Annotated in this window: 22 protein-coding genes and 1 tRNA gene; 5 read left to right on the top strand and 18 right to left on the bottom strand. The window is 71.9% G+C overall.

Going from position 1 to position 22,024, the window contains the following annotated elements; genetic code table 11:
- Nucleotides 1–70: 70 nt before the first annotated feature.
- Together ACWXWW_RS01605 and ACWXWW_RS01600 are read right to left on the bottom strand one after the other, a co-directional pair.
- The gene (locus ACWXWW_RS01605; protein ID WP_455968372.1) at nt 71–358 is read right to left on the bottom strand and encodes a SelT/SelW/SelH family protein; all 288 of its coding nucleotides are present in this window, start codon (nt 356–358) and stop codon (nt 71–73) included.
- Between the two features lie 30 nt (nt 359–388).
- Nucleotides 389–976: a helix-turn-helix domain-containing protein gene (locus ACWXWW_RS01600; RefSeq protein WP_455968371.1), complete on the bottom strand. Its 588-nt coding sequence runs from the start codon at nt 974–976 to the stop codon at nt 389–391.
- 100 nt (nt 977–1,076) lie between these two features.
- Between ACWXWW_RS01600 and ACWXWW_RS01595 the strand changes: the two genes are divergently transcribed.
- Complete coding sequence (locus tag ACWXWW_RS01595; RefSeq protein ID WP_455968370.1) at nt 1,077–1,697, top strand: class I SAM-dependent methyltransferase; 621 nt, start codon at nt 1,077–1,079, stop codon at nt 1,695–1,697.
- Nucleotides 1,698–1,715: 18 nt separating this feature from the next.
- Nucleotides 1,716–3,281: an MFS transporter gene (locus ACWXWW_RS01590; protein ID WP_455968368.1), complete on the top strand. Its 1,566-nt coding sequence runs from the start codon at nt 1,716–1,718 to the stop codon at nt 3,279–3,281.
- A gap of 62 nt (nt 3,282–3,343) precedes the next feature.
- Here the strand turns inward: ACWXWW_RS01590 and ACWXWW_RS01585 are convergent.
- The 10 genes from ACWXWW_RS01585 to rplU all read right to left on the bottom strand — a co-directional run bounded on the left by ACWXWW_RS01585 (nt 3,344) and on the right by rplU (nt 10,233).
- Nucleotides 3,344–3,419: transfer RNA gene (locus ACWXWW_RS01585), tRNA-Ala, on the bottom strand.
- A 71-nt stretch (nt 3,420–3,490) separates the two neighbouring features.
- Nucleotides 3,491–3,865, bottom strand: a complete 375-nt coding sequence (rsfS, locus tag ACWXWW_RS01580) for a ribosome silencing factor (protein ID WP_374727730.1) — start codon at nt 3,863–3,865, stop codon at nt 3,491–3,493.
- A complete protein-coding gene (locus ACWXWW_RS01575) occupies nt 3,865–5,085 on the bottom strand; it encodes a hypothetical protein (protein WP_455968366.1) in 1,221 nt (406 codons plus the stop codon). Before ACWXWW_RS01575 ends, rsfS begins: the two co-directional genes overlap by 1 nt.
- A complete protein-coding gene (nadD, locus tag ACWXWW_RS01570; protein WP_271171999.1) occupies nt 5,082–5,681 on the bottom strand; it encodes a nicotinate-nucleotide adenylyltransferase in 600 nt (199 codons plus the stop codon). The genes ACWXWW_RS01575 and nadD overlap by 4 nt, the downstream gene beginning before the upstream one ends.
- Before the next feature lie 10 nt (nt 5,682–5,691).
- Nucleotides 5,692–5,892 carry a hypothetical protein gene (locus ACWXWW_RS01565; protein ID WP_271172000.1) on the bottom strand — a complete coding sequence of 67 codons (201 nt, stop codon included), beginning with the start codon at nt 5,890–5,892 and terminating at the stop codon, nt 5,692–5,694.
- A gap of 43 nt (nt 5,893–5,935) precedes the next feature.
- On the bottom strand, nt 5,936–7,222 hold the full coding sequence (locus tag ACWXWW_RS01560; protein WP_455968365.1) for a glutamate-5-semialdehyde dehydrogenase: 1,287 nt from the start codon (nt 7,220–7,222) through the stop codon (nt 5,936–5,938).
- Nucleotides 7,219–8,043, bottom strand: a complete 825-nt coding sequence (gene proB / locus ACWXWW_RS01555; RefSeq protein WP_455968363.1) for a glutamate 5-kinase — start codon at nt 8,041–8,043, stop codon at nt 7,219–7,221. Before proB ends, ACWXWW_RS01560 begins: the two co-directional genes overlap by 4 nt.
- Nucleotides 8,040–9,548, bottom strand: a complete 1,509-nt coding sequence (gene obgE, locus ACWXWW_RS01550) for a GTPase ObgE (RefSeq protein ID WP_455968362.1) — start codon at nt 9,546–9,548, stop codon at nt 8,040–8,042. The genes proB and obgE overlap by 4 nt, the downstream gene beginning before the upstream one ends.
- Nucleotides 9,549–9,651: 103 nt before the next feature.
- Complete coding sequence (rpmA, locus tag ACWXWW_RS01545; RefSeq protein WP_271172004.1) at nt 9,652–9,906, bottom strand: 50S ribosomal protein L27; 255 nt, start codon at nt 9,904–9,906, stop codon at nt 9,652–9,654.
- Nucleotides 9,907–9,924: 18 nt separating this feature from the next.
- Nucleotides 9,925–10,233, bottom strand: coding sequence for a 50S ribosomal protein L21 (gene rplU / locus ACWXWW_RS01540; RefSeq protein WP_271172186.1), 309 nt, complete (start codon nt 10,231–10,233; stop codon nt 9,925–9,927).
- 235 nt (nt 10,234–10,468) lie between these two features.
- On the opposite strand from rplU, the gene ACWXWW_RS01535 reads away from it, so the two are divergent.
- Entirely contained in the window at nt 10,469–10,735 is a 267-nt protein-coding gene (locus ACWXWW_RS01535) for a DUF4031 domain-containing protein (protein ID WP_455968360.1), read from the top strand.
- A gap of 20 nt (nt 10,736–10,755) precedes the next feature.
- Here ACWXWW_RS01535 and ACWXWW_RS01530 read toward each other — a convergent pair whose 3' ends face one another.
- Nucleotides 10,756–13,188 carry an Rne/Rng family ribonuclease gene (locus tag ACWXWW_RS01530; RefSeq protein ID WP_455968359.1) on the bottom strand — a complete coding sequence of 811 codons (2,433 nt, stop codon included), beginning with the start codon at nt 13,186–13,188 and terminating at the stop codon, nt 10,756–10,758.
- A gap of 285 nt (nt 13,189–13,473) precedes the next feature.
- On the opposite strand from ACWXWW_RS01530, the gene ACWXWW_RS01525 reads away from it, so the two are divergent.
- Nucleotides 13,474–14,070, top strand: coding sequence for a vitamin K epoxide reductase family protein (locus tag ACWXWW_RS01525; protein ID WP_455968357.1), 597 nt, complete (start codon nt 13,474–13,476; stop codon nt 14,068–14,070).
- Nucleotides 14,071–14,137: 67 nt separating this feature from the next.
- On the opposite strand, the gene ndk is transcribed toward ACWXWW_RS01525, so the two are convergent.
- Genes ndk through ileS form a run of 4 tightly spaced genes read right to left on the bottom strand, consistent with a single transcriptional unit; the run spans nt 14,138 to nt 19,671 of the window.
- Nucleotides 14,138–14,551, bottom strand: a complete 414-nt coding sequence (gene ndk, locus ACWXWW_RS01520; protein WP_271172008.1) for a nucleoside-diphosphate kinase — start codon at nt 14,549–14,551, stop codon at nt 14,138–14,140.
- 40 nt (nt 14,552–14,591) lie between these two features.
- Entirely contained in the window at nt 14,592–15,014 is a 423-nt protein-coding gene (locus tag ACWXWW_RS01515; RefSeq protein ID WP_455968355.1) for a DUF4233 domain-containing protein, read from the bottom strand.
- On the bottom strand, nt 14,990–16,348 hold the full coding sequence (locus ACWXWW_RS01510) for a bifunctional folylpolyglutamate synthase/dihydrofolate synthase (protein ID WP_455968354.1): 1,359 nt from the start codon (nt 16,346–16,348) through the stop codon (nt 14,990–14,992). The genes ACWXWW_RS01515 and ACWXWW_RS01510 overlap by 25 nt, the downstream gene beginning before the upstream one ends.
- Entirely contained in the window at nt 16,345–19,671 is a 3,327-nt protein-coding gene (gene ileS / locus ACWXWW_RS01505) for an isoleucine--tRNA ligase (RefSeq protein ID WP_271172011.1), read from the bottom strand. Before ileS ends, ACWXWW_RS01510 begins: the two co-directional genes overlap by 4 nt.
- Nucleotides 19,672–19,940: 269 nt before the next feature.
- Between ileS and ACWXWW_RS01500 the strand changes: the two genes are divergently transcribed.
- Nucleotides 19,941–20,597, top strand: a complete 657-nt coding sequence (locus ACWXWW_RS01500) for a pentapeptide repeat-containing protein (RefSeq protein ID WP_455968352.1) — start codon at nt 19,941–19,943, stop codon at nt 20,595–20,597.
- Between the two features lie 160 nt (nt 20,598–20,757).
- On the opposite strand, the gene ACWXWW_RS01495 is transcribed toward ACWXWW_RS01500, so the two are convergent.
- Nucleotides 20,758–21,639: a hypothetical protein gene (locus tag ACWXWW_RS01495; RefSeq protein ID WP_455968350.1), complete on the bottom strand. Its 882-nt coding sequence runs from the start codon at nt 21,637–21,639 to the stop codon at nt 20,758–20,760.
- Nucleotides 21,640–22,024: the final 385 nt, after the last annotated feature.

Raw genomic sequence — 22,024 nt, 5'->3', positions numbered from 1 at the left:
CGTCGACGGGGCCGAGCGCGTAGCCGGGCGACGAACTCGGTAACACGACGTCACCGGCGCACGTCGCGGCTCAGTCCCCTGCGGCGCGATCCGCGTGCCCGAGCGACTTGCCCGGCGCGATGAGGTCGCGCACGCGCCGCTTCAGGTCGGCGATGTCCGGGAAGCCGCCGTCGCGCTTCCGGTTCCACACGTGCACCTCGCCGACGTCGATCCGGAACACGCCGCCCGTCGCGGGCACGAGCGCGACCTCGCCGATCTCGTCCTCGAACGACTGGAGGAGCTCGCCCGCGTACCACTGGGCGCGCAGCAGCCAGCGGCACTGGGTGCAGTAGGTGATGACGATGCGCGGGGAGGCCATGCACCCACGGTATCGACTCGTCGCAGGGAGCTACGCCGTCGCGGCGCCCCCGTGCACGTGCGCGCGCTGCCCATGACGGCCGACGAGGCTCAGGTACTCGACAGCTCCCGCGCTCGTCGCACCGAACCAGTGCGGGGTGCGCGTGTCGAACTCCACCGCCTCGCCCGCGTGGAGAAGGAGGTCCTGGTCACCGAGGACGAGCCGGAGCGTCCCATTGAGGACGTACGCCCAGTCGTGCCCCTCATGCGAGCGGAGATCGGGAGCCCGGTCGTCCCGGTCGGCCGGCAGCACGAACTTGAACGCCTGCACCCCACCGGGGCGCCGGGTGAGCGGGATGATGACCGAACCGTCGCCGCAGGAGATCGGGCGCAGGTCCACCCGGGGGTCGGCCGTGCGCGGGGCGTCGACGAGGGAGTCGATCGTGACGCCGTAGTACCGGGCGAGGGGCAGGAGCTGCTCGAGGGTGGGCCGACGCAGACCGGCCTCGAGCCGCGACAGCGTGCTGACGGAGATCCGGGTCGCCTCCGCGAGCGCCGTGAGCGTGATGTCGCGCCGCAGCCGAAGGTGCTTGAGCCTCGGCCCGACCGCGTCGAGAGTCTGGTCCGCAGATGGTCGCATGGCACCATTTTGCCATTCGGCAAGATTGCTTGCCAGGGCGACTTTCGAGGTGGGACGCTCTTCCCGCACCCCGCGCACGGTCGGGGAGAAGGAGATGAGCATGCACGACTTCGACAAGGCCTTCTGGGAGGATCACTGGTCCGCCCATGCCCCTTCGGATCCCGGGCTCGACGCACCCCACCCCTACCTGGACAGGGAGATCGGCGGCCTCGCGCCCGGCACCGCGCTCGACGCAGGGTGCGGGACCGGGGCCGAGGCGGTCTGGCTCGCCGAACGAGGATGGCAGGTCACCGGCGTCGACCTCTCCGCGAAGGCACTGGCAGCGGCCGCGGGTCGCGCCGCCCCTGCGGGGGTCGCGGATCGGATCGACTGGGTCGAGGCAGACATCGCACGATGGCAGCCGAGGCGGACGTGGAGCCTCGTCCTGACGAGCTACGCGCACGCCGACATCGGCCAGCTCGACCTCTTCAGGCTCCTCGCGTCACAGGTCGCACCGGGCGGCACGCTCCTCGTCGTCGCCCACGCGCTTTCGCCCGCCCACGGGCATGGCGCCGTCCCGCATCCCGCGCACGCGACCGCCTCCCCCGGCGACATCGCGTCGCTGCTGGCCGCGCCCGAATGGCAGGTCGACAGCCGGTACACGTCGTCCCGGGCGCTGACGATCGGCACCCATCGGCAGCATCTCCGCGACGTCGTCGTGCGCGCTCATCGTGTCCACTGAACCGGAAAGGCCCGCTCCATGACCTCGACCTCCCCCGTCCGCGTCCATCCGCCATCCCTCGTCGTCGACGATCCGCGGCGACGCCGCGCGATCCTCTGGGCTGTCGGCATCGCGCTCATGGCCGTCGTCGCGTCGGTCTCCGGGCTCAACGTCGCGCAGCCGCAGCTCGCGAGCGCGTTCGCCGCGTCGCAGGGCGACGTGCTCTGGATCATCAACACCTACACGCTCACGCTCGCGGCCCTCCTGCTTCCGCTCGGCGCCGCAGGAGACCGGCTGGGACGACGCCGCGTGCTCCTGCTCGGGCTCGCCCTCTTCGGGCTCGCCAACATCGCCGGCGCTGTCGCGCCCGTGCTCGAGGCGATGCTTGCCGCGCGGCTCCTGGCGGGAGTCGGAGCCGCGATGATCATGCCCGTGACGCTCGCGGTCATCACCGCCACGTTCCCCGAGGGCGAGCGCTCGCGCGCGATCGGCATCTGGAGCGCGGTCGCGGCGAGCGGCGGCCTCCTCGGCATGTACCTCTCGGCCCTCCTCGTCGACCTCGCCTCGTGGCGATGGCTCTTCGCGCTGCCCATCGCGCTGACGATCGCGGCGCTCCTCGTCGCCATCCGAGCGGTGCCGGACTCGCGCGAGGTCGCGAGCGGCCGTTTCGACCTCGTCGGCGCCGTGACCTCGGTCGTCGCCGCCGTCGGATTCACGTTCGCGCTCCACGAGGCTCCGACGCACGGCTGGACCGATCCGGTCGTGCTCATCGCACTCGCGGCGGCCGCGCTCGCCGCCGTCGCATTCGCGGTGTGGGAGCTGCGCACGGACGACCCCCTGCTCGACCTGCGGTTCTTCCGCCGGCGCGGCCTCTCGTCCGGCTCCGCGATCCTCCTCGTGCTGTTCGGCGTGCAGGGCGGCGTCTCGCTGATGCTCTATCCGTTCCTCCAGGTCGCGCTCGGGTGGAGCGGCCGCCTCGCCACGCTCGGCCTGATGCCGCTGGCGCTCATGATGATGCTCGCGTCCGGCCTCGCTCCGCGGTTCGCTGCGCGCGTCGGCACACGGGCCGCGATGGTCGCGGGCCTCGGGATGGCGGCGGCGGGTCTCGCACTCATGGCGGGCCTCGTGTCCGCGGATGGCGGCTACCTCAGCGTTCTGCCGGGCCTCGTCGTCCTGGGCGCCGGCGCAGGGCTCGCGATGACCCCGTCGACCGAGGCGATCACCTCGTCGCTTCCCGAGGAGCGTCAGGGAGTCGCATCGGCCGTCAACGACCTCGCACGCGAGTTCGGCGCGGCCCTCGGCATCGCCCTGCTCGGCGGGCTCCTCGTCGCCGGCTACCGCGACGCGATCTCGGCGCGGCTGGACGGCGTGCCGGCGGAGTGGGCCGGCGCCGCGAGCGAGGGCATCGCGACCGCCGCCGCGATCGCGACGGAGGCCGGTCCCCATGCGGCGCAGATCCTCGATGCCGCACGCATCGCCTTCGTCGTGGGCTGGCAGCAGACGATGTGGGCGGGCGCCGCGGTCCTGGGCGCGGTCGCCATCGCCATCCTCGTGCGCGGACCGGTATCCGCTGTCGACCGCTCGCCGTCCGCGGACGCGAGCTGAGCCGGGACCTCGCCTCACAACGCGAGAGCGCCCCGTATTCCGACGGGGCGCTCTCGCTCTTCTGGTGGACCTGAGGGGACTCGAACCCCTGACCCCCTGCATGCCATGCAGGTGCGCTACCAGCTGCGCCACAGGCCCAGACGCTGTCCGGTAGAAGCCCCGGACAACTCCTTTAGCTTACATGACGGTTTCCGCGCGGTGAAATCCGCTCAGTCCGCCGGGCGCGTCGCGGGGAGGTCGATCGGCACCACGGGGCAGTCCTTCCAGAGGCGCTCGAGCGCGTAGAACGACCGCTCCTCCTGGTGGAAGATGTGCGCCACGAGGTCGCCGAAGTCGAGGAGCACCCAGCGCGCCTCCGAGCGGCCCTCGCGTCGCAGGCACTTGTGGCCCGCCTCGAGGAGCTTGTCCTCGATCTCGTCGGCGATGGCCGCGACATTGCGCTCGCTGCGCCCCGTCGCCAGGAGGAAGATGTCCACGAGCGGAAGGGGCTGCGAGACGTCGAGCGCGACGAGATCCTCTGCGCCCTTGGAATCCGCCGCGGCGGCGGCGATCTGCAGCATGTCGATGGACGACTGTGTTGCCATCAGCCGAATACTCCTGTCGCGTAGGCGATGACGACGGCCGCGACGACGGCGATGCCGAGGCCTCCTGCGGTGATGCCGAGCGTCAAGATGAGCTTGTGGTTCTTCTCGGGCGCGGGAGGGCGGATGACCTCTCCCGGGCTCTTCGAGGTCGACACCGCGTCGCTCGCGGCGATCGGCGTCGGGGACGAGGAGAGCGGGATCTCGCCGTCGATGAGCACCGCGTCGACCTCGCGGCCGTCGGTCGTGCCCTTCGCGGCGCCGCTCGAGCCGAAGCCCTCGGGGAGCTTGTGCGAGCTCGTGATGAGCAGCTCGCCGGTCGCCGTGATCGGCGCGCTGAGCGCCGCGGTCGCCGGGATCTCATCGAGGACGAGGGTGCTCGGGGCCGAGCTGGAGCCGCTCGTCTCCTGCGGCTGGGTGAGGAGCTCGTCGAACGACGCCGGCGAGTGGGTGATCGCCTCGACCTCGACGCCCTCTCCGAAGTCCGGGCGGAGCGTGGCCTGCTGCTCCCCCGCGTCCTCCGCGGTCGGCGCCTCGGACGACGCACGCGGGGTCGCCGACGCGGCAGGGGCCTCATCCTCGACGGGCGCTTCCTCGACGGGCGCTTCCGGAGTCTGCTCCACGAGCTCGACGTCGACCGTGGCGGGCGCCGCCGTCTGCGGCACCTCGTCGGTGACGATGGTGGCCTCGATCGTCTCCGGCTCGGCCTGCGTCTCCGGCTCGGCCTGCTCGGCGTTCACCGTGGGGGTCGCGTTGGTGCGCAGACGCTCCTGCTCGCGCAGCTGACGGCGCGTCAGGACCGGGTGAGCGGGAGCGGGCGACGGGGCGCTCTCCCCCTCGGACGATGCCCGGTCGTCGGGCGTCGCCGACGCAGTGGGCTCAGCTGGCTCGTCCGCGGCGTCAGCGTCCGCGGGCTCAGCGGGCTCGTCCACGGGCTCAGCGGGCTCGGCGTCCGCGGTCTGCGCCTCCTCGCGCTCCTCCTCGGCGACGGCCGGCACGACCTCGAGCTCCTCGACCTCGTCGGTCGCCTCGCCGTCGTCCGACGCGGGGGCGGGGTTCTCGTCGGACGGCTCGTCGATCGCGGGCGCTGCCGCATCCTCCTCGACGGCTCTCGCATCGCGGTCGGCCGCGATGTCGTCCGCGGTGAGGATCGGCGTCTGTCCGGTCTGGCGCAGCTCACGCAGCTGACGTCGTGTGAGGGGACGACCGTCTGATGTGCTCATGACTTGCTCCGATACAGATGATGCTTCGCGATGTACTGCACCACGCCATCCGGCACGAGGTACCAGACGGGAAGATCGCGTCTCACGCGGTCCCGGCAATCAGTGGAGGAGATCGCCAGTGCGGGGATCTCCAGGCGACTCACGCCGTCGTCGGGCAGTCCATCCGTGCTGAGCACGTGACCGGGACGCGAGACGGCGACGAAGTGGGCGAGCTCCCACAGCTCATGATGGTCCCGCCAGCTGAGAATCTGCGCCACGGCGTCGGCGCCCGAGATGAAGAACAGCTCGGCATCGGGGCGCTCGGCCTTCAGGTCGCGCAGCGTGTCGACCGTGTAGGTGAGCCCTCCGCGGTCGATGTCGACGCGGCTGACCGTGAAGCGCGGGTTCGACGCGGTCGCGATGACCGTCATCTCGTACCGTGCCTGCGCGGGCGACACCTTCTCCTTCTGCCACGGCTGCCCCGTCGGCACGAAGACGACCTCGTCGAGGTCGAACGACGTCGCGACCTCGCTCGCGGCGACGAGGTGACCGTGGTGGATGGGATCGAACGTCCCGCCCATCACCCCGATCCGAGGAGCACGCGTCGTGGTCGTCACCTTCCGAGGCCTAGTGGCCGTGCCCTGCTTCGCCGTCGACGTGCTCGCTCGCGTCGGCGTGGCGGTTGGCGACGTTGCGGTACGACGCGGCCACGAGCGCGAGGACGCCGAAGATCCCGAAGGCGACGAGTCCGAAGGGCAGGGTCTCCAGGGCGACGTTGCCGTGCTCGGATTCTGCGGCGAGGGTCGCGATCGCGGTGGCGAAGTGCATAGGTGTTCCGTTCTACGGTCGGGCGGACCCTTCCAGCTTACCGTCAGCCCCGCACCTGGCCGGAGCCACGCCCGACCCACTTGGTGCTGGTCAGCTCGGGAAGGCCCATCGGCCCGCGCGCGTGCAGCTTCTGCGTCGAGATGCCGACCTCGGCGCCGAACCCGAACTCGCCGCCGTCCGTGAAGCGGGTCGACGCGTTCGCGAAGACGGCCGCCGAGTCGACCTCGTCGAGGAAGCGCTCGGCGTTGCGCACGTCGGCCGTGACGATCGACTCCGTGTGGCCCGTGCTGTACCGGCGGATGTGCGCGATCGCGTCGTCGAGCGTGTCGACCACGCGCATCGCGATGTCGAGGCTGAGGTACTCGGTCTCCCAGTCCTCCTCCGTCGCGGGGACGATGCCGGACGCGAGCGCCGCGACGGCCTCGTCGCCGTGGACGGTCACGCCCTCCGCCTGCAGCGCCGCGACGACCGAGGGGATGAGCCGGTCGGCCGCCTCGCGGACGACGAGCACGGTCTCCGCCGCGTTGCACACGCTCGGCCGCTGCACCTTGGCGTTCACGACGATGTCGCGGGCCCAGTCCTCCGGCGCCGACGCATCGAGCACGACGTGCACGTTGCCCGCGCCGGTCTCGATCACCGGCACGATCGACTCCGTGACGACCGTCTCGATGAGACCTGCGCTCCCGCGCGGGACGAGGACGTCGACCAGCCCGCGGCCGCGCATGAGGGCGCGCGCGCCGTCGCGCCCGAAGTCGTCGACCGTCTGCACCGCGTCGCCCACGACGCCCTGTGCCTCGAGAGCGCCGCGCATCACGTCGACGAGGACCGTGTTCGACGACCGGGCGGCGCTGCCGCCGCGCAGGACGACGGCGTTCCCCGACTGCAGCGCGAGCGCCGCGATGTCGACGGTGACGTTGGGGCGCGCCTCGTAGATCACGCCGACCACGCCGAACGGCACACGGCGCTGCTCGAGCAGCAGCCCGTTGTACATCCGCTGCCCCCGGACGAGCTCACCCACGGGGTCGGGCAGCGCGGCGACCTGGCGCACGGCGGCCGCGAGCGCGTCGATGCGCGCCTCGTCGAGGCGCAGGCGGTCCAGGAGCGATGCGCCGATCTGCTGCTCCTCGCCGCGGCGCAGATCCTCGGCGTTCGCGGCGATGATCTCGGCGCGGTGCGCGATGAGCGCATCGGCGATCGCATGCAGCGCGGCCTTCTTCTCGTCGCTCGTCAGACGCGCCACCGCGCGCGACGCCTCCTTGGCGCGCCGCAGGCGGTCCTCCGGGACCTCGACCGCGGTGTGCTCGGGGGCGATGAGTGCGTCTGTCGTCATCCGCCCATTCTAGCGAACGGGCCGGTCGCGACGGCCCCTCCGTCGGACGGCGCGAACCACGTGCCGACGGGCGCGCCCGCGAGGGCGTCGGCGACCTGGTCGGCGCTCGTGACGAGCACGCCGATACCGGCGCTCGAGGCGAGACGCGCGGCCGAGGCCTTGGTCGCCGCTCCCCCGGTGCCGACGCTGTTGACGACCTTCGAGCCGAAGGCGTACGAAGACAGATCGTCGTCCGGCTCGATGACGTGGATCGGCTCGGCCCCCGGCTCCCCCGGCGGACGCGTGTACAGCGCCGTGATGTCGCTCAGGAGAACGAGCGCGTCGGCTCCGACGAGACGCGCGACGAGGGCGGCCAGGCGGTCGTTGTCCCCGAACCGGATCTCGTGCGTGGCGACCGTGTCGTTCTCGTTGATGATCGGGAGGATGCGCAGTCCGAGCAGGCGCTCGATCGCGCGGCGCGCGTTGCTGCGGTGCGTCGGGTCCTCCATGTCGTGGGCGGTGAGCAGCACCTGCCCCGCCATGATGTCGAAGGGCCGCAGCGCCTCGAGGTAGCGGTACACGAGGACGTTCTGGCCGACGGCGGCGGCCGCCTGCTGCGTCGCGAGGTCGTGCGGGCGGGACTCCAGGTCGAGGAACGGCATCCCCGTCGCGATCGCCCCGGACGAGACGAGGAGCACCTCGGCGCCGCGCGCGTGCGCGGCCGCGAGAGCCTCGACGAGGACCGGGATCCGCCACGCGGCCTCGCCGCTGATCGACGACGAGCCGACCTTCACGACGATGCGACCCGCGGTCGCCAGCTCGCTCCTGTGCCGCACCGTCATTCGGCGTCGTCCTCCTCGTCGTCGCGACGTGCCCGGCGGCGCTCCTCCTCCATCGCCCGCTCGAGCGTGCGGGCATCCTGACGGGCGTAGTACTGCTCGCGCCGCTCGGCCGTCGTGCGCCGGCGGTTCGGGTCCAGACGCGGATCGAGGCCGCGCGGCGCCTGGATGAGCTCCGCCGCCGACGCGATCGACGGCTCCCAGTCGAACACGATGCCGGCGTCGCCGCCGATCACGACCGTGGAGCCGGGCACGGCGCCGAGCCGGAACAGCTCATCCTCGACGCCGAGCTTCTCGAGGCGGTCGGCGAGGAAGCCCACGGCCTCCTCGTTCTGGAAGTCGGTCTGCTGCACCCAGCGCAGCGGCTTCTCGCCGAGCACGTGGTACACGTTCCCGTACGTTCCGCCCTCGACGCGCACCGTGAACTCCTTCTCGGAGCCCTTGGAGCGGATCACGACCCGTTCCCGCGGAGGCTCGACCGGCGCGGCCTTCCGGTGCTCGTCGATGATCTCGCCGAGGGCGAAGGTCAGCTCGCGGAGCCCGCGCCGCGCGACCGTCGAGATCTCGAACACGCGGTAGCCGAGCGCCTCGAGGTCGGGCCGCACGAACTCGGCGAGCTCATGCGCCTCGGGCACGTCGACCTTGTTGAGCACGACGATCTGCGGGCGCTCGAGGAGCGGCACCTGGCCGTCCGCCACCGGGTAGTTCGCGAGCTCCTGGCGGATGGTCTCGAGGTCGGTGATCGGGTCGCGTCCCGGCTCGAGCGTGGCGCAGTCGAGCACGTGGACGAGCGCGGTGCACCGCTCGACGTGGCGGAGGAACTCCAGGCCGAGCCCGCGCCCCTCGCTCGCGCCCTCGATGAGGCCGGGCACGTCGGCGACCGTGTAGCGGATGTCGCCGGCCTGGACGACGCCGAGATTCGGGTGCAGCGTCGTGAAGGGGTAGTCGGCGATCTTCGGCCGCGCGGCGGAGATCGCCGCGATGAGGCTCGATTTGCCCGCCGACGGGAACCCGACGAGCGCGACGTCGGCGACGGTCTTCAGCTCGAGGACGACGTCGCCCTCCCAGCCGGGGGTGCCGAGGAGCGCGAACCCCGGCGCCTTCCGCTTGGGCGATGCGAGCGCCGCGTTGCCCAGCCCGCCGCGGCCGCCGGGGGCGGCGATGAAGCGCATCCCCGGCTCGATGAGGTCGACGAGCACCTCGCCGTCCGGCGACTTCACGACCGTGCCGACCGGAACCGGCAGCTCGAGGTCCTCGCCCTGCGCGCCCGATCGGTGGTCGCCCATCCCGAAGCCGCCGTTGCCCGCCGACCGATGCGGCGAGTGGTGGTAGCTCAGGAGGGTGGTCGTCTGCGGATCGGCGACGAGCACGATGTCGCCGCCGTCTCCGCCGTTGCCGCCGTCGGGGCCGCCGAGCGGCTTGAACTTCTCACGGTGCACCGAGACGCAGCCGTTGCCGCCCTTGCCTGCGCGCAGGTGCAGCGTCACCTCGTCGACGAACGTGACCATGTCGGTTCCTGACCTCTCGCGGGAGCGTCCCGGACGAACCGGGGGAAAGAGAACGGGGCGGGCCGAAGCCCGCCCCGTCCAGATGCATGTGCGTCTGCGGTGATTACTCGCCCGCGACGATGTTGACGACCTTGCGGCCGCCCTTGGTGCCGAACTCCACGGCACCGGCAGCGAGCGCGAAGAGCGTGTCGTCGCCGCCGCGGCCCACGTTGGCGCCCGGGTGGAAGTGCGTGCCGCGCTGACGGACGAGGATCTCGCCCGCGTTGACGGTCTGGCCGCCGAAGCGCTTGACGCCGAGGCGCTGCGCGTTCGAGTCGCGGCCGTTGCGGGTGGAGCTTGCGCCCTTCTTATGTGCCATCTCTGGAGCCTCTTCCGCTTACTTGATGCCGGTGACCTTGACGCGCGTCAGGTCCTGACGGTGACCCTGGCGCTTCTTGTAGCCGGTCTTGTTCTTGTACTTCTGGATGACGATCTTGGGGCCGCGCAGGTCGCCGAGGACCTCGGCGGTGACCTTGACCTTCGCCAGCTTCTTGGCGTCGGTCGTCACGGTGTCGCCGTCGACGAAGAGGACGGCGGGCAGCTCGATCGTCTCACCCTCGGCAGCCTTGAGGCGGTCGAGCGTCACGATGGTCCCGACCTCGACCTTCTCCTGCCGGCCACCGGCGCGAACAACTGCGTAAACCACGTTCATACCTGTTTCATTGGGGAAGCCGTGCGGCTTCCGAATCTCACGGGAAGACTTCGCTTGCGGGTCGCACCGGATGTGCGAGGTGCGTCTCGGGCAAGACTTTCGTCGCGCCGCCAGTGGGAGAGCGCGCGACAGGGGACGCACCAAAGGAATACTTTACCCGATGTCGGGCGGTTCGGCCAAAAGCGGCGACGCGGCGCGTCGGGCGCGGATGTCCGTAGGCTGGATGGCCATGACCGTTCTCGTCGACCAGGCGATGTGGCCCGCGCACGGGCGCCTGTGGGCCCATCTCGTGAGCGACGAGAGCCTCGCCGAGCTGCATGCCTTCGCAGCGGCCAACGACATCCCACGGCGGGCGTTCGACCGCGACCACTACGACGTGCCGGAGGACGCGCTTCCCCGGCTCGTCGCGGCGGGCGCCACGGCGGTCTCGGCGCACGAGCTCACGCGCGCCCTCATCGCCTCCGGCCTGCGGGTGCGCGCTCGGCACCGCCGCTGAGGCCCCGAGCGCGCGTGACGTCACTCCCCGTCGCGGGTCGCGGGATTGACGGTGACCGCTGTGCCGAGCAGCGCGGCCGTCGTGACACGACGGCGGGCACGGCCCTGACCGGGCGCCTTCGGCTCGGGCAGCGCCTCGAGCACGGAGTCGAGCAGCTGCGCGGCCTCCGAGGTCGGCGCGACCGACGGGGGCTTCTCGACCGAGCGCTTCTTGCGCGGTCGCCGGGGGCGCTCGCGCTCCTCGCTCTGGGCGCCGCCGCGCGGCCCCTCAGGGAGCTCGATGCCGAGCGACGCGAGGTCGGCCGGCTGCTCCGCGCGCGCGGGCTGCTCGGGGCGCTGCGGCTCCGACGCCTCGGACTCCGGCTTCGCGATCGTCGACGCGGCGATCTGCGCGAGCGCCGACTTCACGCCGTCCGTGATGACGTGCGCGGCCGACGACGGCTGCGCGGGCGCGGCGCTCTGGGACGACTGCCCGCCGCGCGAGCGACGGCCGGAGCCGTTCGAGCCGTTCGAGCCTGCGCCGTTCGAGCGGTGCTTGACCACGGGGTCGTGATGGACGATGACGCCGCGGCCGGCGCACACCTCGCACGGCTCGCTGAACGTCTCGAGCAGGCCCAGGCCGAGCTTCTTGCGGGTCATCTGCACGAGGCCGAGCGAGGTGACCTCGGCGACCTGGTGCTTCGTCCGGTCCCGGCTCAGGCACTCGATGAGGCGCCGCAGGACGAGGTCGCGGTTCGACTCGAGCACCATGTCGATGAAGTCGACGACGATGATGCCGCCGATGTCGCGCAGCCGGAGCTGGCGGACGATCTCCTCGGCCGCCTCGAGGTTGTTCTTCGTGACGGTCTCCTCGAGGTTGCCCCCCGAGCCGACGAACTTGCCCGTGTTCACGTCGACGACCGTCATCGCCTCGGTGCGGTCGATGACGAGCGAGCCGCCCGACGGCAGCCAGACCTTGCGGTCGAGCGCCTTCTCGATCTGCTCCGTGATGCGGTACTCGTCGAAGGGGTCGCGGTCGCCCTCGTAGTGCTCGACGCGGTCGAGCAGGTCGGGCGCGACGCCCGTGAGGTAGTCGACGATCGTCCGCTGCGCCTCCGCGCCCTGGATGAGGAGCTTCGTGAAGTCCTCGTTGAAGACATCGCGGATGATCTTGACGAGCAGGTCGGGCTCGCTGTGCAGCAGCGCGGGCGCGTTGCCCTTCTGCACGAGCTCGTTGATGTGCGCCCACTGCGAGGTGAGGCGGTTGACGTCGCGGGTCAGCTGCTCCTCGGTGGCCCCCTCCGCGGCGGTGCGGACGATGACGCCCGACGACTCGGGGAGCACCTCCTTGAGGATCTTCTTGAGGCGCGCCCGCTCGGTGTCGGGCAGCTTGCGCGAGATGCCGTTCATGGCGCCGCCCGGCACGTACACGAGGTAGCGGCCCGGGAGCGAGATCTGGCTGGTCAGGCGCGCGCCCTTGTGGCCCACGGGGTCCTTCGTGACCTGCACGAGGACGCGGTCGCCCTGCTTGAGCGCGAGCTCGATGCGACGCGGCTGGTTGCCGGTCTCGACGGCATCCCAGTCGACCTCGCCCGAGTACAGCACGGCGTTGCGGCCGCGGCCGATGTCGACGAACGCGGCCTCCATGCTGGGCAGCACGTTCTGCACGCGGCCGAGGTACACGTTGCCGATGAGCGATGCGTCCTGGTTGCGCGCCACGTAGTGCTCGACGAGCACGTTGTCCTCGAGCACGGCGATCTGGATGCGCCCGTTCTTCGAGCGGACGATCATCTGGCGGTCCACCGCCTCGCGGCGGGCGAGGAACTCGGCCTCGGTCACGACGGGGCGACGGCGGCCCGCCTCCCGGCCGTCCCGACGGCGCTGCTTCTTCGCCTCGAGGCGCGTCGAGCCCTTGATGCGCTGCGGCTCGGTGATCACCTCGACGACGCGCTGCCGGCGGCGCGGCTCGTCCTGCGGCGCCTCGTCGACCCCGTCGGATCCGCCGCGACGGCGCCGACGGCGCGACGAGCGCCCGCCCTGCTGCTCCTCGGGCTCGGGCTCGGGGAGCGCGGGCAGCGGCGTGATGTCGGGCGCGTAGAAGTGCAGGTCCGTCGTGACGCGCGAGACGAAGTCGGCCGGGAGGAGGCCGAGGCTCACCGCAGTGACCGGCTCGGGCTCCTCCGCCGGCACCTCGTCCTCCGCCGGCGCGTCGGAGTCCGCCGCCGCGTCGGAGTCCTCGGAGTCCGCGGATCCGGCTTCCGAGCTCTCGCCCTCGGGCGCGTCCGTCTCGGCGGCCGGCTCCGCGCCATCCGATTCCTGCTCGGCCTTCTCGACCTGCGGTGCGTCGGGCGCGTCCGGTGTCTCGTCCGTGGCGCTCTCGCGCTGCGCGTCGGGCTGCGTCGTGGGCTCGACAGCCGCCTCGTCGCCTCCGTTCGCGTCGAAGGTTCCGTCTGTGTCGTTGTTCACTTCAGCCATCGCTGGCGTACTCCCTGCGGGGCGGAGGTCCGCCCGAGAATCTCGTGCGGCCCCGCATCGCGCGGCCGCGAACTCCATCGGCATGCGACCGGCACTTCGCTCTGGTCGCGCGGGGCAGCCGTTGCCCCGAAGTCTTGTCACTCGACGGCTCCCCGACCTCGCCGGGGTGCACGTCGGGACCATTATCTCACTACCTGCTGTTCACCCGCACCCTGAGGCGCGAGGAAGGGTGCCCGGGCGCGCCGCGCGGACGGCGCGCGCAGGCCGCGATGCGATAATCCGACCATGCCCGAGACTCGCACGCGCCCCACCGCTCTGGCCATCTGGCTCGTCGTCGCCGGCGTCATCGGCTGGTGGGCGGCGTTCTCGCTCACGGTCGAGAAGTTCCACCTGCTGGAGAACCCGAGTGCGGCGCTCGGCTGCGACTTCAACGTGCTCGTCCAGTGCGCGGCGAACCTCGACGCCTGGCAGGGCTCCGTGTTCGGCTTCCCGAACCCCCTGCTCGGGGTCACCGGATGGGTCGCCCCGATCGTCGTCGGGATGGCGCTGCTCGCCGGCGCGCGCTTCTCCCGCTGGTTCTGGGCCCTGTTCACGCTCGGGATGGCGTTCGCGTTCGGCTTCGTGTGCTGGCTCATCGGCCAGAGCATCTTCGTCATCGGGACGCTGTGCCCGTGGTGCATGGTGACGTGGGTCGTCACCATCCCGTCGTTCTACGCGGTGCTGCTCCACGCCATCCGGATCGGGGCGATCCCCCTCCCGCGTCCCGTGCGCAGGGGCGCCGACACGCTCATCGGCTGGCTGCCGCTCCTCGCCGTGCTCAGCTACGTCGCCATCGCGGTCATGGCCCAGCTGCGCCTCGACGTCCTCGGGATGCTGTTCTAGGCCGACGCACGCAGAGAGCCGGCATCGGGAGCGTTCCCGATGCCGGCTCTCTCGGCTCGCTGAGCGTCTAGAACCAGATCTCGAGCTCGCGGGCGGCGGACTCGGGGCTGTCCGAGCCGTGCACGAGGTTCTGCTGCACGGCGAGGCCCCAGTCGCGGCCGAGATCGCCGCGGATGGTGCCCGGGGCGGCGGTCGTCGGGTCGGTCGTGCCGGCGAGCGCGCGGAAGCCCTCGATCACGCGGTTCCCGGCGACGCGGATCGCGACGACGGGGCCCGACAGCATGAACTCGAGGAGCGGCTCGTAGAACGGCTTGCCCTCGTGCTCGGCGTAGTGCCGGGCGAGCAGGTCGCGGCTCGGCTCGACGAGCTTGATGTCGACGAGCGAGTAGCCCTTCGCCTCGATGCGGCGGAGGATCTCGCCGGTGAGGCCGCGGGCGACGCCATCGGGCTTGACGAGGACGAGGGTCTCTTCGGTGGCCATGGGAGTGCCTTTCTCGTGGAACGGGTGGTGCGGGTGCCGGTCAGTCGGTCTCGGACTCGGCCGCGGCGCGCTGCGCGGAGACGCGCCGCTCGATCCGCGCCCCTCCGATCGTCGCATACGCCCACATGCCGCCGAACACGAGCGTGACGAGCAGGATCGCGGGCACGAAGAGCGCGCCGAGGGCGGTCACGACCTGGAGCGCCCATCCGACCGCGAACCCCCAGCGGTGCCGGAGCAGGCCGCTCGTGAGCACCATCAGGATGGCGACGACGGCGCCCGCGACGATCCCCCACCACGGGGCGATCGGCTCGGGAAGCGCGCGGAGCCCGTAGATCGACAGGCCGGCGAGGAACACGACGACCGCCTCGAACACGAGGACGATCGAGCCGATCTTCTCGGGCAAGGCGCGGTAGCGCGGCGCCCGGCGCGCGGCGCCCGTCACGATCCGCTCACCGGCTTCCACTCCTCCTCCTGCGCGAGCAGGACGGCCTCTCCCGCGAGCACGACCGAGCCCGCGATCGCGACCGCGCGCCGCGGCGCCTCCTGCGCCCACGCGCGAGCCGCCTCGGCCGCGTCGTAGACGCCGGAGTGCACCGTGACGCGGAGACCCGCGGCCTCCGCGATGTCGGCGAGTCGATCCGCGTCGCTCGCGCGGTCCGACGACGGAGCCGTGGCGAAGACGTGCGCGGCGACCGGGGCGAGCGCGGCCACGATGCCCGCGGCGTCCTTGTCGTCGAGGACGCCGAGGACGACGCCCCACTCGTCGAAGTCGAACGACTCCTTCAGCGCGGCCGCGAGGGCGCGCGCGCCGTGCGGGTTGTGCGCGGCGTCCACGACGACGGTCGGCTCGATGCCGACGAGCTGGAGCCGACCCGGCGAGGTCGCCTGCTGGAGCCCGTCGGTGAGCACGCCCGACGCGATCGCCTGGCTGCCCGCGCCGATCAGCGCCTCGACCGCCGCGATCGCGACCGCGGCGTTCTGCCCCTGATGACGTCCGTAGAGCGGGAGGTACTCCTCGTCGTACGAGCCGGCGAGGCCCTTGACGGAGATGAGCTGACCGCCGACCGCGAGCCGGTCGTCGACGAGGGCGAAGTCCTGCCCCTCGAACGCGACGGTCGCGTTCCTCTGCGCGGCGACGCGGCGGATGACGGCCTCGGCCTCGGGACGCTGGACGGCGGAGACGACCGACGCGCTGTCCTTGATGATGCCGGCCTTGACCTCGGCGATCTCCTCCACGGTCGATCCCAGGCGGCTCACGTGGTCGATGTCGATGGGCGTGAGCACCGCGACGTCGCCGTCGGCCGTGTTCGTGGAGTCCCAGCTGCCGCCCATCCCCACCTCGAGCACGAGCACGTCGACGGGCGCGTCCGCGCACGCGACGAACGCGAGCACGGTGAGGAGCTCGAAGAACGTCAGGCGCGCGTCGCCGCGGGCCTCGAGCTCGGCGTCGACGATCCCGACGAAGGGCTCGATCTCGTCCCAGGCGTCGGCGATCGCCGCATCCGCGATCGGCTCGCCGTCGATGAGGATCCGCTCGGTGAAGCGGGTGAGATGCGGGCTCGTGAACAGCCCCGTGCGGAGGCCGTGCGCGCGGATGAGGCTCTCGATGATGCGTGCCGTCGAGGTCTTCCCGTTCGTCCCCGTGATGTGCACGACCCGGTAGGTGCGCTGCGGGTTGTCGAGGAGCTCGAGGATGCGGCCGACGCGCTCGACACGCGGCTGCACCCACTGCTCCCCCGCCCTCGCCAGCAGCGCGTCGTAGACGGCGTCGGCCCTGGCCCGGTCGTTCGCGCTCACGCGGCGCTCCCCACTCGCGAGACGGCGACGGCGAAGTCGCCCGCGTTCGCGTAGGTTCCCGCGGGCACGGTCGCCGTGTGCTCCGCGGCGTCGGTCGTCGAGCCCTCGACGACCGCGTGCTCGACGGCGAGGGTCTCCCCCGCGACGTCGGCGACATCCCACGCGCGGCGCACGGCAGCGGCGTCGTCGGCCGACGCGAACGCGAGCTGCAGGCGGATGCGGTCGCTCACCTCGAAGCCCGCGGCCTTGCGCGTGTCCTGCACGGCGCGCACGACGTCGCGGGCGAGGCCCTCGGCCTCGAGCTCCGGCGTCGTCGTCGTGTCGAGCAGCACGAAGCCGCCCGACGGCAGGGTCGCGATCGCCTCGCCATCCGGCCGGCCCGACGTGTCGAGCGCGAGCTCGTACTCCCCCGGCTCGAGGGCGATGCCGTCGGCGGTCACGACGCCGTCCTGCTCGGTCCAGGCGCCCGACTTCGCGGCGCGGATGACCTGCTGCACCTGCTTGCCCAGACGCGGTCCCGCGGCGCGCGCGTTGACCGTGAGGCGGTGCGAGATGCCGTACTGGGCCGCCGTGTCGTCGCCGAGCTCCACGAGCTCGACGGCCTTCACGTTGAGCTCGTCGCGCAGGATGTCGTCGAACTGCGCGAGCGCCTCTGCGTTCGCCGTCACCACGGTCAGCTTCGCGAGCGGAAGGCGCACGCGCAGCCCCTCCTTCTTGCGGAGCGCGTTCGCGACGCTCGAGGCCTCGCGCACGGCGTCCATGGCCGTCCGGATGTCGGCCGCATCGGCGAACTCGGCGGCATCGGGCCAGTCCTCGAGGTGCACGCTGCGTCCACCCGTGAGCCCCTGCCACACGCGCTCGCTCACGAGCGGGATGAGCGGCGCCGCGACGCGCGTGAGCGTCTCGAGCACGGTGTAGAGCGTGTCGAAGGCCTCGCGGCTGCGCGGGTCGTCCGTGACGCCGAGCCAGAAGCGGTCCCGCGAGCGGCGGATGTACCAGTTCGTGAGGACCTCGGCGAAGTCGCGCAGCCGCGCCGAGGCCGTCGTGGAGTCGAGCTGGTCGAGGTCGGCCGCGACGTCGCGCACGAGGTCGCCCGTGAGCGCGAGGATGTAGCGGTCGAGCACATCCGTCGAGTCCGTGCGTCGCGTGGCCTCGTAGCCCGCGCCATCCGGGCCCGCTGCGGCGTTCGCGTACGTCGCGAAGAAGTACCACGAGTTCCACAGCGGGAGGAGGAACTCGCGCACGCCCGAGCGGATTCCCTCCTCGGTCACGACGAGGTTGCCGCCGCGCAGCACGCTCGAGGACATGAGGAACCAGCGCATGGCATCCGACCCGTCGCGGTCGAAGACCTCCGACACGTCGGGGTAGTTCCGCAGCGACTTCGACATCTTCTGGCCGTCGTTGCCGAGCACGATGCCGTGGCACGAGACGCCCGTGAAGGCGGGCCGGTCGAACAGCGCGCCCGACAGCACGTGCATGACGTAGAACCAGCCGCGCGTCTGCCCGATGTACTCGACGATGAAGTCGGCCGGGGCGTGCGTCTCGAACCAGTCCTTGTTCTCGAACGGGTAGTGCACCTGCGCGAACGGCATCGAGCCCGAGTCGAACCAGACGTCGAAGACGTCCTCGATGCGGCGCATCGTGCTCTTCCCCGTCGGGTCGTCGGGGTTCGGGCGCGTGAGCTCGTCGATGTACGGGCGGTGCAGGTCGACCTCGCCCTTCTCGTTGCGCGGGAGGCGGCCGAAGTCGCGCTCGAGCTCCTCGAGCGAGCCGTAGGCGTCCACGCGGGGGTGATTCGGGTCATCCGACTTCCACACGGGGATCGGCGAGCCCCAGAAGCGGTTGCGGCTGATCGACCAGTCGCGCGCGCCCTCGACCCACTTCCCGAACTGGCCGTGCTTGACGTTCTCGGGCGCCCACGTGATCTGCTCGTTGAGCTCGACGAGGCGGTCGCGGAAGTCGGTCACCCGGATGAACCAGCTCGACACGGCCTTGTAGATGAGCGGGTTCCGGCAGCGCCAGCAGTGCGGGTACGAGTGCTCGTACGACTGCAGGCGCAGGAGCCGCCCGCCCTGGCGCAGCAGGCGCACGAGCGGGGTGTTCGCGTCGAGCCAGAGCTCGCCCGCGACGTCCGGGACGATGTCGAGGAAGCGGCCGTCGTCGCCGAGCGACACGATGGTGGGGATGCCCGCGGCGTCGTTGAGGCGCTTGTCGTCCTCACCGTAGGCGGGAGCCTGGTGGACGATGCCCGTGCCGTCGCCGGTGGTGACGTAGTCGTCGACGAGGATCCGCCACGCGCGCTGCGTGCCCCAGGTCTCGGCGTCGGCGAAGTAGTCCCACAGCCGCTCGTAGGCGACGTCGCGGAGCTGCTCGCCCGTGACGCGGACGCGCACGGCCTCGCGCGCGGCGGCCGCGTCGTCGTAGCCGAGGTCCTTGGCATAGCCGCCGAGGAGGTCCTCCGCGAGCAGGAACTCCGCGCCATCCGCCGCCTCGCCTGCCCCGTTCGGGCCGACCGGGACGACCGCGTACACGATGTCCGGGCCGACCGCGAGGGACATGTTCGTCGGCAGCGTCCACGGGGTCGTCGTCCAGGCCAGGGCGCGCGCGCCCTCGATGCCCAGCGCCGCTGCCTTCTCGCCGACGAGCGGGAAGGTCACCGTGACCGACGGGTCCTGCCGCATCTTGTAGACGTCGTCGTCCATGCGCAGCTCGTGGTTCGACAGCGGCGTCTGGTCGCGCCAGCAGTACGGGAGCACGCGGTAGCCCTCGTAGGCGAGGCCCTTGTCGAACAGCGTCTTGAACGCCCAGAGGACGCTCTCCATGTACGTCGTGTCGAGCGTCTTGTAGCCGCGCTCGAAGTCCACCCAGCGCGCCTGGCGGGTGACGTAGTCCTCCCACTCGCGCGTGTAGGCGAGCACGGAGTCACGGGCCTTGGCGTTGAACGCGTCGATCCCCATCTCGAGGATCTCGTGCTTCTCGGTGATGCCGAGCTGCTTCATCGCCTCGAGCTCGGCGGGGAGCCCGTGGGTGTCCCAGCCGAACACGCGGTCGACCTTGCGCCCGCGCATCGTCTGGAAGCGCGGGAAGAGGTCCTTCGCGTACCCGGTGAGGAGGTGCCCGTAGTGCGGCAGGCCGTTCGCGAACGGCGGCCCGTCGTAGAAGACCCACTCCTCGGCGCCCTCGCGCTGCGCGATCGACGCACGGAAGGTGTCGTCCGCGGCCCAGAAGTCGAGGATCTCGCGCTCGATCTCGGGGAAGCGGGGGCTCGGCACGACGGTGCTCTTGTCGGCGGCGGGGCCGAACGAGGACTTCGGGTAGGTCATCTCACTCCAGCAGTTCCAAGGGGACTGCGAGGACGACCTCCGCCGACGAGACGGCAGGAGCCGCGGTACCACCCCGCGTTGCGCCGCATGCGACGCCGCTCTCACTGCGGCTGTGACGGGCCTGCCCCGCGCGGTTCTACTGAGGTCCTTGCGTTCCCGTTCTTCCGCGAGCTCCCCGGTGATGGCCGGATCGGTGCCGATGCCCCCATCCTACCGCCGCCGGGCGCCGGTGCGCACGGCGTGTCGGCGCGGGCGCGTAGGGTCGACGGATGGCCAGAAAGCAGGATCGCCCGATCGCCCCGCGCGTGAGCGCACCGGATCTGCCGGACGCCCTCGAGGACGCCGTCCCTCGGCGATACGCGGACCTGCAGCGGTCGCGCCTGGCGGGTCTCGCGGGCGACGTCGACCTCGAGCACGCGTCGCTCGAGGAGTGCGTCATCGCCGCTCCGTCGGTCGAGACCCTCGCCCTGCGCGGCGCGACGCTCATCGACGTCGAGATCTCCGACATCCGCGCCGTCTCCGTCGTCGCCCGCGACGCGACCATCCGTCGGCTGCGCATCACGGGCGGCCGCATCGGGACGCTCGACCTCGCGGACGCGGGCGTCGCGGAGCTCGAGCTGCGCGACGTGCGCGTGGACTACCTCTCGTTCGCGGGCGCACGACTGGAGGATGTGCGCATCGTCGACAGCACCATCCGCGCGATCGATCTGCCGCAGGCGCGCCTGACGCGGGTGGCGTTCGAGGGCTGCCGGGCCGACGAGGTCGACCCGCGCGGCATGCGCGCCGCCGACCTCGACCTGCGCGGGCTCGACGCGCTGTCCTACCTCGACGTGCTCGCTCTGCGCGGCGCCACGCTCACGGACGACCAGGTGCGGATGCTCGCTCCCGCGTTCGCGGCGGCCGCGGGCATCGACGTGAAGGGCTGAGGCGCGAGGGGCTGAGGCGGTCGCATCCCGGTTCGCCGCAGACCGCGTCCAACCCGAGGCTGATCACCGCATTCCGAGGCAGGTCCACAGGAGGCTCGCCGCAGAACGCGGCGAACGGATGGCGGATCGCCGCGATTCGCGGCAAGGCCGAAGTGCACAGTCAGCGTCGCCGTGCGATAGCCGCTCGCACATCCGCGAGCAGCCGACGCGGGTCGTCGAGATCCGCCTGCGTCACCGGGATGTAGACCCATCCGAGCGCCTCGATCCTGCGTCGACGTGCGAGATCGCGCCGCCACTGCTCCTTGTCCCGGTGGTGATCGCCCTCGTACTCGATCGCGATCCTCAGCGCAGTGAGCGCGAGGTCGACGCGAGCGACGAAGCGGCCCTCATCGTCGAAGAGCTCGAAGTTCGTCTCGAGGGTTCCGAGCCCCTGCTCGACGAGGAGGACGCGCAGCTCCGACTCCTTGGGCGACTCCGCGCCGGGATCGACGAGCTCGATCGCACGGCCGAGCTTCGCCGGTCCTCGCCCGCGAGGAACCGCCTCCGCCGCGCGACGCAGGGCTTCGGACCCACACATGCGCGCCGCCGCGTCGCCGAGCGCGACGAGCTCCGCCAGCGTCAGGGCACCGGCGAGGTCGCAGAAGGTGCGCGCCGGCGTGGTCACGGGAACGCCGCGCAGCACCTCCACCGCGTCAGCGGGCAGGCTTCGCTCGTGTCCGACGATCCGCCGCCCGCGGCGCGCGCGCACGCCGGTGGGAGTCGTGACGTGCACCCGGCCCGGGGCGATGAGCCGGCGAGGCAGGGGAAGCGCCAGGAGCCGGGCGGCCGTCTCATGGCTGAACGCCGCCGACGGAGGCATCGTCAGGAGAATGGCCTGGCAGATGCTCTCGAGGTCGGTGAACTGCGTCGGCAGGCGCACCCCCTGCGCGGGAATCCAGAGATCGCCGGCGCGGAGCCGCGCTGACGACACCTCCGGCACCTCCTCCACGCGGAAGGCGCGACCGGAGACGCGCTGCGGCAAGGGGGACGGCGATCGCGACATGCTCCGACTCTGCGCGCGGACCGGGGCCAGTCGACGACTCTCCCCAGCCGGGGGAGGAGGCACGCCGTCGTCGCGCTCCTGTGCACACGGCGTGCGGCTGCCGACGGGCGCGGCGGGCTCGATCCCGCACGCCGCGGAATGCGGCGAAGCGGCGCGGGTTCGCCGCAGAACGAGGCGGATGTCCGCGGGACCTGCCCCGAAACGCGGCGAACGCCATCCGAATCGCCGCGAAACGCGGCGAACGGCGCCGACCGCCCGCCGGCCCCGCCCGCCGGCCCCGCCCCGCCCCCGCCGGCCCCCGCCCCGCCGGCCCCGGCCCTCCCGGGCCAGTCCTCCCCGCCCCGGTACACTGGTCGCGCACCCACACTCAGGCACGCAGACACCG

The sequence above is a fragment of the Microbacterium sp. KNMS genome (genome assembly GCF_053851835.1).
Note: the sequence above shows the minus strand (reverse complement) of the source record. Positions and strands in the feature narration are given on the sequence as shown.

What these genes read in the sequence shown, in the direction of transcription:
- ACWXWW_RS01605 (WP_455968372.1), bottom strand. Translation starts at nt 358, where the DNA reads ATGGCCTCCCCGCGCATCGTCATCACCTACTGCACCCAGTGCCGCTGG.
- ACWXWW_RS01600 (WP_455968371.1), bottom strand. Translation starts at nt 976, where the DNA reads ATGCGACCATCTGCGGACCAGACTCTCGACGCGGTCGGGCCGAGGCTC.
- ACWXWW_RS01595 (WP_455968370.1), top strand. Translation starts at nt 1,077, where the DNA reads ATGCACGACTTCGACAAGGCCTTCTGGGAGGATCACTGGTCCGCCCAT.
- ACWXWW_RS01590 (WP_455968368.1), top strand. Translation starts at nt 1,716, where the DNA reads ATGACCTCGACCTCCCCCGTCCGCGTCCATCCGCCATCCCTCGTCGTC.
- rsfS (WP_374727730.1), bottom strand. Translation starts at nt 3,865, where the DNA reads ATGGCAACACAGTCGTCCATCGACATGCTGCAGATCGCCGCCGCCGCG.
- ACWXWW_RS01575 (WP_455968366.1), bottom strand. Translation starts at nt 5,085, where the DNA reads ATGAGCACATCAGACGGTCGTCCCCTCACACGACGTCAGCTGCGTGAG.
- ACWXWW_RS01565 (WP_271172000.1), bottom strand. Translation starts at nt 5,892, where the DNA reads ATGCACTTCGCCACCGCGATCGCGACCCTCGCCGCAGAATCCGAGCAC.
- ACWXWW_RS01560 (WP_455968365.1), bottom strand. Translation starts at nt 7,222, where the DNA reads ATGACGACAGACGCACTCATCGCCCCCGAGCACACCGCGGTCGAGGTC.
- proB (WP_455968363.1), bottom strand. Translation starts at nt 8,043, where the DNA reads ATGACGGTGCGGCACAGGAGCGAGCTGGCGACCGCGGGTCGCATCGTC.
- obgE (WP_455968362.1), bottom strand. Translation starts at nt 9,548, where the DNA reads ATGGTCACGTTCGTCGACGAGGTGACGCTGCACCTGCGCGCAGGCAAG.
- rpmA (WP_271172004.1), bottom strand. Translation starts at nt 9,906, where the DNA reads ATGGCACATAAGAAGGGCGCAAGCTCCACCCGCAACGGCCGCGACTCG.
- ACWXWW_RS01535 (WP_455968360.1), top strand. Translation starts at nt 10,469, where the DNA reads ATGACCGTTCTCGTCGACCAGGCGATGTGGCCCGCGCACGGGCGCCTG.
- ACWXWW_RS01530 (WP_455968359.1), bottom strand. Translation starts at nt 13,188, where the DNA reads ATGGCTGAAGTGAACAACGACACAGACGGAACCTTCGACGCGAACGGA.
- ACWXWW_RS01525 (WP_455968357.1), top strand. Translation starts at nt 13,474, where the DNA reads ATGCCCGAGACTCGCACGCGCCCCACCGCTCTGGCCATCTGGCTCGTC.
- ndk (WP_271172008.1), bottom strand. Translation starts at nt 14,551, where the DNA reads ATGGCCACCGAAGAGACCCTCGTCCTCGTCAAGCCCGATGGCGTCGCC.
- ileS (WP_271172011.1), bottom strand. Translation starts at nt 19,671, where the DNA reads ATGACCTACCCGAAGTCCTCGTTCGGCCCCGCCGCCGACAAGAGCACC.
- ACWXWW_RS01500 (WP_455968352.1), top strand. Translation starts at nt 19,941, where the DNA reads ATGGCCAGAAAGCAGGATCGCCCGATCGCCCCGCGCGTGAGCGCACCG.
- ACWXWW_RS01495 (WP_455968350.1), bottom strand. Translation starts at nt 21,639, where the DNA reads ATGTCGCGATCGCCGTCCCCCTTGCCGCAGCGCGTCTCCGGTCGCGCC.